Here is a 13,318-nt window from a genome sequence, read left to right on the forward strand (position 1 = left end):
TTTTAGTGCTTAATTTTGTGGGTAGTAAGTATGGTGGTTATTTATTTTGGATTCTGTACCATACCTGATAATGTAATCACATCTTCAGGAATAGGCAAGGCATACCGCAAACTATTCGGCGCTAAAGTGGTCTGCTCCCCATTTACGGTTCGGCTCAATACAATTCCATCGCCCTCTACATTCCAACGCTTAATATCTCCCCATCTTAAAGTTCTAAATACCAGTTCCTTTCTGCGTTCAATTTTAATTAAGGCCAGTAATGCTGCTTGTGTTAAGCCTACATATGGAGAAAAAGTATTCTTTTTATACCGATTTGTTAATAAGAGGTTTATATCGGCCAGTGCTTCGCTAATTCTATTCAATCTGGTTAGGCATTCAGCCCGCGTTAGTAGCAATTCATCAGTTGCCACGCCATTAAAAATAGATGGTCCACCGGCATAATAACCTTTAAAAATGTAGGCGGTACCACTTGCCTTGAAAAATACGGTTTTGCGGAGATCATTATTGCCATAAAGATTATAAAGTTCTGGATTAACTAACGCACGTGCTTGACTTCCTGTTGCAGTAGCTACAGCCCGGCTATCAAAAAGAACTTCTGCATTTTGTTGGGCTATCGGAAAGTTTGCTGATGCATTAAGGGTGTTAAAATCCATTATTGTTTTTTGAATTTGCAAGGCACTATCGGCGTATAGACCAGCCTGTACATAATTTCTCATCTGCAGGTATGTTCGGCTTAATAAACCATAAGCAGCTGCCTTTGATGGCCTGATGACTGAAACATCTTTAACTGGCAAATCTGCAATGGCGGCTTTAAGATCATTCAAAACCTGATCATAGCTTTCTGCCAGACTGGCCCTAACAAATGTTTTGTTAAAATCAGCATCAAGTCGCAGCGGAATACCCAGATCAACAGCTGCTGAACCTTCATTATAAGCTTTCGTCCAGATGCTAATCACATTGAGGAAAGCCTTTGACCGATGAAAGCGAGATTGTGCAATAATATTTTTCAGCTTAGCATCAAGTGTAATGTGGCCATTTTTCTGCGCAGCCGCATCCAGTATAGAATTACAGATATACACCACTTCATATGAAGATGCCCATTGGGGCGAGAGAGGTGCAAAATTATTATCCGGCTTCCAGAGGTAAAGGTTTCGGTCTTGCTCTGCACGGGCATTAAACACATCATTGGTTACATAATAATCATCTGTACATGAATTGGCCACACCCGGATCATTGAAGTTGATTTTTAGATAATTATCCAAAAGTGCCTGCATATCTTCTGTTGTTTCAATGGTAGATAATTGCTGATCTGGCTTTACATCCAAATATTTTTTACAGCCCTGAAAGCTAATCAGGCTGAGAAAAAGGATTGCAGGGCAAAGTATTATTTTTTGATATCTTTTCATGGTTTCATTTTTAGAGGTTAATCCTGCATCCGGCAGATAAGGTTTTAGTTGGCAATAGGGTAGTCGGACTGGCATAGTCCGGATCAATTCCTTTTTTATTAGCCCTCCAAAGGATGCCAAGGTTGGTGGTATTAAGGTAAATTTCTGCTGAGTGAATACTTTTTCCAAACCAATGATCGGGTAATTTGTAACCGAGGTTAGCATATTGGAAGCGGATGTGATCGCCACGCTCAACCAAACCTTCAGTGCCAGCATAAAAAACATCTCGGGCAGAATTATTGGGGTAAATAAAGGCAGGTACGTTGGTATTTAATTCATCACCTGCTTTCTGCCAACGCAAGCTATAATCGCTATGGCCAATTCCACTGCTTACTAATCTGCTGTAACTAATGCTCTGCCTCCTGAAATAATAGCCGAGTTTAAAGCTGATACTCACCTGCAAACTGAAGCCTTTATAATTGATACGGTTTTGTAAATTTCCGAAAACTGTTGGCAATGCAGAGCCGAATAACTTCAATTCATCTAATGAAGTCCCCGTTTGCGTAATGCTGGTATAATCTTTACTAACTGATCCTTTCAGGTAAGCTATGGGGTCTCCAGTGGCATCAAGCCCTGGGCTTTTAAATGCATAAATACTATAAACCGGGCTACCTACAATGCCACTAATGTTAGCTGTACTACTGCCTACCCAATCATAAGCGTTAGTGGTGAGCAGGTAATAATCGGTTACTTTGGTTTGGTTGGTGCTAAAGTTTAAAGTACTCTGCCACTTGAATCTACCCTGAGTATTTAGACTGTTTAACTGAACATCAATTCCTTTTCCTTGCATAGCGGCCACATTTTTAGTGATGAAGTTGCCTACACCAGTGGTATAATCTATCGGATAAACACCTAGTAAATCTTTTCCACGTTTAATATATCCATCAATACTACCAGATAGGCGGCCATTTAACGCATTAAAATCTATCCCAATGTTAGTGGTTTGCACGGTTTCCCATTTTAAATCAGGGTTGGCTTTTTTATCTATGGCGGCATATGGCGATTGTGTATACACCGATGTTCCTCCATATTGTATAGTAGTAAGTCCAGCTTGGTTTGGGTCAGCATTACCACTAAAGCCATAACTCAGGCGTAATTTCAAAAAATCAACAGATTGGATATGGTAGAAGCTGGCCTTCGAAATAATCCAGCCAATCCCTGCAGACCATAGGGGTTTCCATTTATCATTGGTATTTACACCAAAAAAGTTCGTAGCATCCCGGCGTGCGCTTCCGTACAAAAGATATTGTTCCTGATAATCATAGCTTACATTTCCATATATACTTACATAACGGTTTTGTGTTTGGCTGATGCCTTGCCGATCGGGGATATAGGCACTACTCCCGGTAACATAATTTGGAAAAGCAGTAGTGTAATCTACTGGGGTAATGCTTAAAGTATTGGTATTAAAGCCATAGCTTCTAAAATTATTGCCACTGCCCAGTTGTTCCCTCCGTTCTGCACCTGCCATTACATCTATACCATGCATAGCAATTCTCTTGGTATAATTTAGCTGCGCCCTCAAATCCTGCGCCCTTAGTAAAGAGGTAGAACGATCATCAATAGCCCCCAGTGGAATTTTATAAACTGGTGTACCATTATTATTTAGTTGTGTATAGCTATTAATCAAATTCCTGGTGCTATAGCTGCCCAATTCTTGCAAAAGATTGCTATTGCCTGTTTGCCTTTGCAGGCGGTAAAGCAGTGTAGCCGAAAATCCATTCCATTGATAACTTAAACCTGTATTTATGTTTATATCATCCTGATGGCTTTTGGTACGCTGATATTCATCATTGCTAAGTGGATAATAATGCCAATCCAATAATCTGGATGTAGATAAACTATTGATATAATTCATACTGTAATCTTTTGCCACAGGCAGGGCATTGCCACTTTCGTCGGCAAAACTGGCATAAGGATACAGGCTCCCCGTGGCAGAGGTAATGCTGCCGTAAGCCGTTTTGCCTGTGTTGCTATTGCTGCCAGTATATAGCAGACTTACATCAAACTTTAAATTTTTTAATAAATCAAAGTTCAATGCATAACGCAGGCTTAGTCGGTTACTAAGCGCATTTAATTCAGATCGACTATCATCGTAACCTGCCGAGGCTGTCCAGCCATAGCCTTTTCCACCTGCTGCAGCCTGTACATAATATTGTTGTACATAACCGTTTTGGTAAAAGTATTTTGAAAAATCATCTCTTACATCTTTGTTGCGGTAACTGGCAATACGGGCTTCTTTTTCTGCCTGGCTAATGGTATTATTATACATCAGTTCTACTACCGGAGAGAGTGCAGGCTTGTTCGGGCTATTGTAATCAGCCTGATAAAATCCTTTTTTAAAAAGGTTCAATTCTAAGTCAATATAATCGCTGCTGCTTATTTGCGGTAACCGGTACAAATCCGGGGCTTGCTTAAACGTATTGTTTAGGTTGGCACTAATGCTTAATGGCTGGTTATATTTACCTTTTTTAGTTTGGATTACAATTACACCATTTCCGGCACGGCTACCCCAAATAGAAGTTGCGGCGGCATCTTTTAAAATACTAATGCTTTCTACGTCATTAGGGTTTAGGTTATCAAGGCTGCCCTCATATGGAAAATTGTCTAAAACAACCAATACATTTCCCGGCCCACTAAAAGTGCTCACACCTCTGATATTGATGCGCTCTCGGTTAAAGCTCTCCCGATCTATGCTTAGCCCATTACCAATAGCTTCTAGTCTATTCATTACACTACTGCCCACTTGTTCGTTCAGTACCTTGCCACTAATTTGCTGGTAAGCACCTGTTAACTTTTCTTTTCCTAATTTTTGATAGCCCGTATTTACGGTTACATCATCTAGTTGATGGATAGCTGGTTTTAGTTTAAAAATAATGGATTGACCGGTAAAATTAATCAGTGTATCTAATGTGCTATAATTGAATAAACTGATTTTAAATTGATGCGGGCCATGGTTTATACTGAAAGAAAACTGCCCGTTGTGATCACTCTCATCACTTAATTTTCCATGGTCAATATTAATAATGGCATTGGCCAATGCGCTGGCATTAGCCTCGTTTACAATTTTTCCGGTAAATGGTTTTTGGGCCAGGGCGGACATGATGCTGCCGAGCAAAATCATGAGGACGCTAATAAAGTATTTCATAGTTTGTTTGGTTTAAAATGTAGTTTTGGCTAATTTGATTTTGCACCCTCTTTTAAGCGCCGCTGGCGATCAAGAATGGAATTGAAGTTGCTCTTTTGCATAAATTCACTCCCACTTGTGGCTAGTAAATATCCTCCGGCTATCCATATGTAATGCGGTACGGTAGTATGCACAAAATATTTGCTTAATGTAGTGTCTGCTACCACAGTCATCAGCTGATTGTTAAAGCGATTCATCGTAAGGGCAATTTTCTCTGGTGTATCGCGGGTACTTTTGGCATCTACCAGAAGTACCACCGCCCGCCCTTCATATTCTTTTTGCAGGCTATCAATGTATTTAAACTTGTGCGTACAGCTGCTACACCAGGTTGCCCAAAAATCAAGAACAAGCAACTGGTTTTTATAGGCTGATAGTGTTTGCCTGGTTGTTTTTCCGTTGGCATAAATAGCATGTTCCTGCGTCCAGAAGCTTTCTGGCAATTTACGTCCAACTTCCTGTGGCATTACCTCTTTTACTATGTTTTGCGCATGGGCAGATATATTTCCTAATAAGAAAAGCAGCAATATGGAAATTTCTTTACTTCGTTTAAGCCATTCCAGTTTAATTTCTGCAAAGGATAATTCGGCCATTAAACTGAGTTCACGCGATTGCATGGAGCGTCCTTTCCCTTTACCTATTTTTTCTTTTAATATGGGTGGCGTTTGGTACCTCGCAATTTGCTCGGCTATGGTATCTTCAGCTATGCGTTTCACACTGTCTGATCTGAAGGTTTTTAGGCATAGTAATGCCCTTACGGCGCTTGCCGTTATTTTTTTAATCATCTCTTTTCATTATTAATGTTGGGCCAGCCCTGTTTTTAGCTGCGCTTTACTGCTAATTTTACTTATTGGCGGTACAAAACGATTATTTGCTCACGCACAGGGGTAATAGTTTATGGGATGGTATATTAAGGCTTCAGGTTTTTATAGCATTTAAATTTATGCGACTTCTTATTGCACACGGTAAAATCATGTCTTACTTTTATATTAATACCTAAAAAGTGTTATCCTGCAACTCATGCAGAACAACAACAATTTTAGGGTTCGCCATACTTTAAGGGCAAGGAAATTAACATAGGATTATTGTATACCTATTTCTTACCTAATATAAATAAGCTATTTAAGTGTTGCCATTAATATCAGATCTTTATCTGTTACCTTAATTTTAAACAAAACCTGGCTGCTTAACAGGCTATGATACCTCTAAAACAGCATGTGTAAGCAGCGCAGGAATTGTACTTCAAACTAAACAGGGTTTTTAGGCTTTAATGGCAGCAAATAATTAAACGGGCATTTTTGGGGATGGTTAACATAAATGGGATGTTTAATGATGCATATGAACGCAAAAACAATTGCCGCCCTGGGATGGGGCAAAGAATTAAATGGCAGCTGTTTTATTTTTTGGTTCATACTTATATTGATCAAATACAAGTCTTGCCCATTTACAGCTTTCACAATACATGTGAGGCTGCAAACCATCACTACTTTAAAGTTCTCACGCCTTATGTTGAAATGGAATTACAGCAGCCCCACATCTATTTCGATGTACAAATATATACAACTACACATAGATATGGGTATTAAACTGCTGCCTTGCTTCAACGGCGTGAGATTTGTAGTTGCAAGACTTTTATTAATACCTAATTATAATACACGAATATAGCCATTTCTGTAGGTTATTCCAAATTTGGAATAACAATTAATTAAATATTAAGGTCTTTTTGTTAATAATGGCTGAACAGTATATTGACAATGAGATTTTAGTACTTATCAGAACCAGGCTGTGGGCAATTTCTAAGGAGAAAAAAATTACTTTAGAAGATATTCAAGATAGAACTGGATTTAGCTATAGCCAGGTTTATAGAATAGTACGCGGAGAGAATAATATTTCAGTAAGTGGATTATTTGCTGTATGCAGAGCATTAGAAGTTCAGCCAGCTGAGGTAGTTAATTTTGAAATTAAAATTCCAAAATATCCGGATGTAAGGAAACTGCGCAAAGGATAAATTTAAATTTAATTTATTAAACCTTATAGGTTTTTAAAACCTATAAGGTTTGGTCTATAATTCAGATAAAGTTACCAACTCTAATGAGCAATCTGCCTGTAGAGTTGGTAACTTTTAACATATTGTATTGATCACTAAGGAATTAAATTTGCTTCACGAAGTCTGTCAAAAAGTTTATAAAAAGTTTCTTCTGTGTCATGAAAAGCGTTAAAACCTAATTTTCTACTTTTTGCCATATCGGTCATTACTTCAATTGGCCTGCCAAGATCAAGATCGGTATGCCATGCACTTGCCAATCTGTTTAATGAAGTTTCTTTAAGTCCATATTTTTGAGCAATTTCCTGCCATTTTTCACCATCATTGGCCATTTCTTTTTCCAGTGGATGGATCTCACCATTAAATCCAACAGCTTCCACACCAAAGTAATCTGCTATTTTACGCCATAATCTACTCCAACGGAAAACATCACCGTTTACGATATTAAATGCTTCATTCTGAGCAGTCTCCGTAGTTGATGCCCAAATTAATTGCTCAGCTAATATGCGGGCATCTGTTACATCCGATAAGCCATTCCATTGTGCCGCCGAACCCGGCCATGTAAATTTACGTCCTGTTTCTTTACAAATACTGGCGTAAACAGCCAAAGTTGTCCCCATATTCATTGCATTGCCTACAGCTTGCCCAATTACAGTATGAGGCCTGTGAATACTCCAGGTAAAGCCATCTCTTTCCGCTGCTGCATAGACCTCATCTTCCTGCGCATAATAAAAATTCTCAATGTTTAGTCGTGGGTGTTCTTCACGTAAAGGTGTTTCAGGTAAAAAACCTTCTGCGGCATAGGCTTCAAACGGACCTAAATAATGTTTTAAACCGGTAACCAATGCTACATGTTTTACGGATTTTTTTTCTGATAAAACATCCAGAATGTTGCGTACCATTAATCCATTTACCCGAATATTTTCGGCTTCGGTGTCATTTCGCATCCAGGTGGTAATGTAAACATGTGTTGGGCTGATATCAGCTAGTGCCAATCGAAGACTATCAATCTCCAGTAAGTTTGCTGCTACAGGTTTTAGATTTTTAATTTCATTGTTCGGGTTGCGGGCCAATCCGTAGGTTTCCCAGCCTTTTGAAAGAAGTTTTTCGGCCAGGTTACTTCCTGTTATGCCACTTGCGCCTACTACCAAAGCTATATTTTCCATAATTTTTTGTTTAATTTTATTAACCTATCTATTTTGCAAGGTCTTATTTTGTGCTATACAAATTTAGATCAATGTTGCTAGAACGCTGATGACCTGTATCAAAAAACGCAGTTGATTTGGGTCAAATCTATTTTCAGTATGATCTTAGCATATTGTTGAGCGTTTAAAATTATCTTTGTTATTCTTCAACATCATCACCTATGTTCAATATACTATTTAACCATATTCAGGAAAAAGTTTCGCTTACAGAAGCGGATAGATTAGCTATATCTCGTTTTTTCATCCCCAAAAAACTAAGAAAACGCCAATATCATTTACAAGAGGGTGAAATTTGTAAATACCTGGCGTTTGTGGTTAAGGGTCTGTTAAGAACCTATAATGTTGATGGGAAGGGAAACGAACACATGAATGTTTTTGGTTGGGAGGGCTGGTGGATCTCTGATTTTAACAGCTTTTTATCAGAAGAACCGGCAGTATTTAATATTGATGCCATTGAAGATTGTGAACTGCTTTTAATCTCGAAAGCAGATTATGAAGCACTTACATTAGCCGTGCCTGTAATGGATCGGTATTTTAGAATTCTTTACCAAAACAGTATCGTTACGAAAGAGCGCCGTTTAATGAGTTCTGTAACGCATACAGCCGAAGAAAAATATCTGGAACTGATGGAATCAAATTCAAAAATTGCAGAACGCCTTTCTCAAAACCTGATTGCGTCTTATCTGGGTATTGCACCCGAAACACTCAGCCGAATTAAAAAGAACCTTTCTTTAAAAAAGTAATCGGCTGTTCAAAAAAATATTCATAACTCATGTACATGCGCCGCATTTGAAAAATTAGGTTAATGCTGAAACAGTTTTTTGTAAATAAAAAAAGTTTACAAAAAAACTGTTTCACTAATTAAAATCTCGACTACTGTTTTATTAACTTACTCACGTGGCTTTCATCTGTAAGGCCAAATTCTGAGGCAATTTGCTTTAACCTAAATTTTCCACTGGCCAGGCGTTGTTTAATTAATTGGTTTCGGTAGGTTTTAATGTATTCACGAAGCGTAACGCCAGTATTTTTTTTAAAATAAGGGCCGATGTAATCTTTTGTGAGTTTAAATTGCTCAGCCATCATTTCTGCCTTAAGTTTTTCTGGCCGGTAGATATTTTTATGGATATAACAAAACATAGCCTGAAGGTCGGCAGTTCGGTGTGCTGTTGATTTGATTTCAGGCATATTTCGTTGTAAAATATGCGAAATGGAAAGTGCCTGCATCCAGATGAGTTGCTCATTCTTCAGCAAATCTTCCTTTAATGATATGATGACATCAAAAAGTATACTGATGCTTAACTGATCTTGCTGGTCAAAAACAAAAGCAGATAAATGTGTCTCCCGGCTTTTTATCAGGTATTCTAAATGACGGATGCCAGGATGATCAAAATTTCCATCCTGATAAAGATACAAATCGATAAATTTCAAGTAAATAAAGCGTGTTTTTTTCTCAATTACAAAGTAATGCGCCTCCTCAGGACCGATTAGAAAAACTTCACCGCCCTTATAATCTATTGGAACAGCATTTATAAAATGACGGCCAGATCCATGCTTAATATAAATTAATTCGTAATGATTATGCTGATGAGCAGGGTGTACCCATTCGGCTACTTCAAAATCAGAAATTTTAAGGGGTTCGAACTGTTTGTAACGTTTAATCATAGATAAGTACAAATTTATCATAGATTGATACATAAAGCCAAATTATTTTTCAGCGGAACTTTGATTTGTCGCACAAGCGGATCTAATTAAAGTAATTATATATGAAGCAAGAAAACATAGCACTCGTGGTGGGTGCAAATGGCGTTATCGGCAGTAATCTGATTTCGTATCTGGAAAGTCTTGAAGATTGGAAAATTATCGGACTATCCAGGAGGGGAGGGAAAAATAACGCTAAAACTACTTATCTGTCCGTAAATCTTTTAGATGCAGAAGATTGTGAAGAAAAGCTAAAAGGTTTAACAGCCATTACCCATATTTTTTATGCAGCATATCATCATGAAGACACATGGGCCGCATTGGTAGCGCCCAACCTGGCTATGTTAACCAATGTGTTGACCACCACCGAAAAATTGGCAACAGGTTTGATCCACATCAGCTTGATGCAGGGGTACAAAGTTTATGGGGCACATTTAGGTCCTTTTAAAACGCCAGCAAAAGAAACAGACGGCGGGCACATGCCACCTGAATTTAATGTAGATCAACAATTATTTTTAGAGAAACAGCAAATCGGAAAAGGTTGGTCGTGGTCTGCCTTACGTCCTTCGGTAGTAGGAGGTACAGCAATTGGCAATCCGATGAATTTAGCATTGGCCATAGCCGTTTATGCAACAATTTCTAAAGCACTTGGGCTTCCATTACGCTTTCCGGGAAAGCCAGGTGCATATGATAAGCTGATGGATATTACGGATGCCGGCCTTCTGGCCAAGGCAACAGTATGGGCGGCAATAAATCCGATATGTGCTAATCAGGCTTTTAACATTACTAATGGTGATCTTTTACGATGGAATGATTTATGGCCAAAAATAGCCCGCTATTTCAAAATGGAAGTAGCCCCGCCTTTAACCATGCCCCTGCAAACTGTTATGGCAGATAAGGCAGCGCTATGGACAAATATTCAGGAAAAATATGGTTTAGAAAAGCATCCCTATGAGCAGGTATCATCATGGGCATTCAGCGATTTTGTATTTTCATGGGATTATGATTTTTTCTCAAACGGAAACAAGGCAAGGCTTCTTGGTTTTCATGAGTTTATGGATACAGAACAAATGTTTTATAAATTATTTGATGAGTTGAGGGCTAAAAAGATAATTCCTTAATAGATGATAGTTTATAGCATCCTATAATGAAAGCAATCAGCCCGATACAAACAGAAGTAGATTGATGAATAAAGGTTTCAAAAACAATCGCTTTCCAAAGCAGGTTATTTATAGATGAAGATAAAAAAACGAACAGTTGTCATTACCGGTGCTTCAAGTGGAGCAGGCAGGGCAATAGCACTACAATTTGCCCGCAAGGCAGAACGTTTAATACTTGCTTCGCGAAACCTGAAAATGTTGGAAGAGGTGGCTGAAGAATGTGAAACCTTTGGCGCAGAAGTGAAGTGCCTGGAAGTGGATGTAACCGATTATCATGCCGTACTAAACCTTGCAGCAACAGCTGATGAATTTGGCAGCGGTATAGACATTTGGGTAAATAATGCAGGTGTACTGGCTGTAGGTGCTTTTGATGAAACCCCAATGGAAGTTTCTGAGCAGGTATTAAAAACCAATTTATTAGGTTACATGCACGGTGCACATGCTGTTTTGCCTTACTTTAAAAAGCAGGGTAAAGGCATTTTGATTAACAATATTTCAATAGGAGGATTTTTAGCTGTGCCGATGGGTGCTGCTTACTCTGCCAGTAAATTTGGTTTAAGGGGTTTTGGGCAAGCGTTAAAGGCAGAATTGTCTGCTTACCCTAACATTCATGTTTGTGATGCCTTTCCAGCTTTTCTAGATAGTCCCGGAATTCAACATGCTGCAAATTATACAGGTAAATATCTGAAGCCTGCTCCACCGGTTTATGATCCGGAACGCCTGGCACAGGCCATTGTTAGTCTTGCTGACCATCCCAGAAGAGAAAAAATGGTAGGAAGTATATCCGTTTTACTTCGTCTTTCGGCAGGACTTTTTCCTACGCTAACACAATTTGTTGCCGGTGCAGTAATTAAGGGTTATATTAAAAGAGCAGATCCTATTCCAACCACCAATGGAAATATTTTTGTACCTGTTCCGTTTGGTAATGCGGTTCATGGCGGCTGGGGAATTCCGGGTAAACCCAAGGCACATCGAAAATACATTGCAGGTATGGCTGCTTCACTTGCGTTGCTCGCCTTTATTAAGATATTAGGTAAATAACAGCATATAATTAAAAATCTCGTTTAATAAAAAACGGCATTCGATAAGGAAATGCCGTTTTTTATAATTTATAAAGCTATCATTATTCTGCTGCTGCTTCAGCATTAATAGAACTTACAGCAATTTCAGTCAAGGCTACATCAGTTGCTTTTTCATTTTCCAATGTTTGGCCTAATAAATCTGCTACATCCTGATGGCCCATGTTTTCAGCAAAAACTTTAAGTGTGCCATAAGTAGCAATTTCATAATGTTCTACTTTTTGTGCAGCTAGAATTAAACCTGCATCGCGAACCATTGTACCCTGATCTGTTTCCGAGATAATGCCCTCGGCCTCTTCTAACAATCCAGCCATTGCATCACATTTCTTAGCTGCTGCTTTCTCACCTAATAGTTCAAAAACCTGTTCAAGCGTTTGGATATGTTGTTGCGTTTCTCCAGTATGTTTTTCAAATGCGGCAATAAGTTCTTCACTGGTTGCTGCTTTTTTCATCTTTGGAAGCGCTTTTACTAAATGTTTTTCTGCCCAGTAAATATCTTTTAATTCATCAACAAAAAATTCATGAAATTCTGAATCCTCCATTTTGCCTGTTTTCGTTGCAGTCGTTTTACTGGTTGATGATTTAGTGGCTGGTGCTTTACTTGCATTAGCTGTTTTACTGGTGGTTGCTTTTTTAGCAGTTGTTTTTGTAGTTGCCATAGTCTTTTTATATAGTATGATGTAAGAATAGAACTGCATAAATTGGAAGAAGGTTTTAGCAATTTTAATCTTGTTTTAATTTCATGATTTAAACAATCATACAATTGGCATACTGAAGAGAAAGGTTAAACTTTTCATTCCTGAAGGTTGTTTTATGTATGGTAACGTGTAAAACTATTTAATATGAAAGCAAAAGAGCAGTATGATCGCATTCCGGATCAACAGGAGGGAAGTAAAATAGATGTGGAGGAGAGCCGCAATTTTGAAACAATACAGGATGCAACTGCATTTTTTGAATTAGCCTGTCGTCGTTTATTAAATATTAATCTTTGGGGCAAGATATCAGGTTTGTCTAGTTTCCAACTTTTTGATGAACATGGAAATGAAGTAGACCGTGAAGGTAGGCAAGGTGATTATATCCGAATTGATATCCCCGGACCAGGAACACAATTAGGGGGTGGTTTTGATTGGGTAAGAATCGAAGAAATTTTCCATCATCATGATGATCAGGAAGAGCTACTTTCCATTAGGGTTCGGCCAAGTGTAAAGCCTATGACAGAGGGTAATTCACCCGCACATTTTTTAAAGGCAGAGGCTACCTCAACTTTTATCGTGCGCAGATTGCAATTGCTTGTTCAGGCAGAAGAACACGGGCGGAATGAAATGGCGAATACCGATACCACACACATTTTAGATAATGCCAGAAACTTATTGGTAGGTGGTGCAGCTAAATTAGGCTTGTCTTACCCACAATGGAAATTACTGGTAAAAGGAATAATGGCATCCGTATAATATTGAATGATAAAAATTGCCAATGACGGAATATAAAAAATAGGATAATATT

11 protein-coding genes are annotated in these 13,318 nt (G+C 38.5%); 5 read left to right on the top strand and 6 right to left on the bottom strand.

What is annotated here, in order from left to right; genetic code table 11:
- Nucleotides 1-41 precede the first annotated feature (41 nt).
- The 3 genes from AN34_RS06960 to AN34_RS06970 are packed head-to-tail and all read right to left on the bottom strand — an operon-like array spanning nucleotide 42 to nucleotide 5,414.
- A complete protein-coding gene (locus AN34_RS06960) occupies nucleotides 42-1,406 on the bottom strand; it encodes a RagB/SusD family nutrient uptake outer membrane protein (protein ID WP_029283666.1) in 1,365 nt (454 codons plus the stop codon).
- A gap of 10 nt (nucleotides 1,407-1,416) precedes the next feature.
- A complete protein-coding gene (locus AN34_RS06965; protein WP_082468339.1) occupies nucleotides 1,417-4,593 on the bottom strand; it encodes a SusC/RagA family TonB-linked outer membrane protein in 3,177 nt (1,058 codons plus the stop codon).
- A gap of 29 nt (nucleotides 4,594-4,622) precedes the next feature.
- On the bottom strand, nucleotides 4,623-5,414 hold the full coding sequence (locus AN34_RS06970) for a thioredoxin domain-containing protein (protein WP_029283670.1): 792 nt from the start codon (nucleotides 5,412-5,414) through the stop codon (nucleotides 4,623-4,625).
- 947 nt (nucleotides 5,415-6,361) lie between these two features.
- Between AN34_RS06970 and AN34_RS06975 the strand changes: the two genes are divergently transcribed.
- Nucleotides 6,362-6,637, top strand: coding sequence for a helix-turn-helix transcriptional regulator (locus AN34_RS06975; RefSeq protein ID WP_029283674.1), 276 nt, complete (start codon nucleotides 6,362-6,364; stop codon nucleotides 6,635-6,637).
- A 134-nt stretch (nucleotides 6,638-6,771) separates the two neighbouring features.
- Here AN34_RS06975 and AN34_RS06980 read toward each other — a convergent pair whose 3' ends face one another.
- Nucleotides 6,772-7,839, bottom strand: coding sequence for an SDR family oxidoreductase (locus tag AN34_RS06980; protein ID WP_029283676.1), 1,068 nt, complete (start codon nucleotides 7,837-7,839; stop codon nucleotides 6,772-6,774).
- 200 nt (nucleotides 7,840-8,039) lie between these two features.
- Between AN34_RS06980 and AN34_RS06985 the strand changes: the two genes are divergently transcribed.
- Complete coding sequence (locus AN34_RS06985; RefSeq protein ID WP_029283678.1) at nucleotides 8,040-8,621, top strand: Crp/Fnr family transcriptional regulator; 582 nt, start codon at nucleotides 8,040-8,042, stop codon at nucleotides 8,619-8,621.
- A 130-nt stretch (nucleotides 8,622-8,751) separates the two neighbouring features.
- Here AN34_RS06985 and AN34_RS06990 read toward each other — a convergent pair whose 3' ends face one another.
- A complete protein-coding gene (locus tag AN34_RS06990) occupies nucleotides 8,752-9,540 on the bottom strand; it encodes an AraC family transcriptional regulator (protein ID WP_029283680.1) in 789 nt (262 codons plus the stop codon).
- A 101-nt stretch (nucleotides 9,541-9,641) separates the two neighbouring features.
- Between AN34_RS06990 and AN34_RS06995 the strand changes: the two genes are divergently transcribed.
- A complete protein-coding gene (locus AN34_RS06995; protein WP_029283682.1) occupies nucleotides 9,642-10,697 on the top strand; it encodes an SDR family oxidoreductase in 1,056 nt (351 codons plus the stop codon).
- 114 nt (nucleotides 10,698-10,811) lie between these two features.
- Complete coding sequence (locus AN34_RS07000; RefSeq protein WP_036676618.1) at nucleotides 10,812-11,777, top strand: SDR family oxidoreductase; 966 nt, start codon at nucleotides 10,812-10,814, stop codon at nucleotides 11,775-11,777.
- A gap of 82 nt (nucleotides 11,778-11,859) precedes the next feature.
- Here the strand turns inward: AN34_RS07000 and AN34_RS07005 are convergent, their stop codons facing one another.
- Nucleotides 11,860-12,474 carry a ferritin-like domain-containing protein gene (locus AN34_RS07005; protein WP_029283686.1) on the bottom strand — a complete coding sequence of 205 codons (615 nt, stop codon included), beginning with the start codon at nucleotides 12,472-12,474 and terminating at the stop codon, nucleotides 11,860-11,862.
- A gap of 183 nt (nucleotides 12,475-12,657) precedes the next feature.
- Here AN34_RS07005 and AN34_RS07010 point away from each other — a divergent pair, with 183 nt between their 5' ends.
- The gene (locus AN34_RS07010) at nucleotides 12,658-13,266 is read left to right on the top strand and encodes a hypothetical protein (RefSeq protein ID WP_029283688.1); all 609 of its coding nucleotides are present in this window, start codon (nucleotides 12,658-12,660) and stop codon (nucleotides 13,264-13,266) included.
- Nucleotides 13,267-13,318 lie beyond the last annotated feature (52 nt).

The organism is Pedobacter sp. R20-19, assembly GCF_000708265.2.
Taxonomy (GTDB): Bacteria; Bacteroidota; Bacteroidia; order Sphingobacteriales; family Sphingobacteriaceae; genus Pedobacter.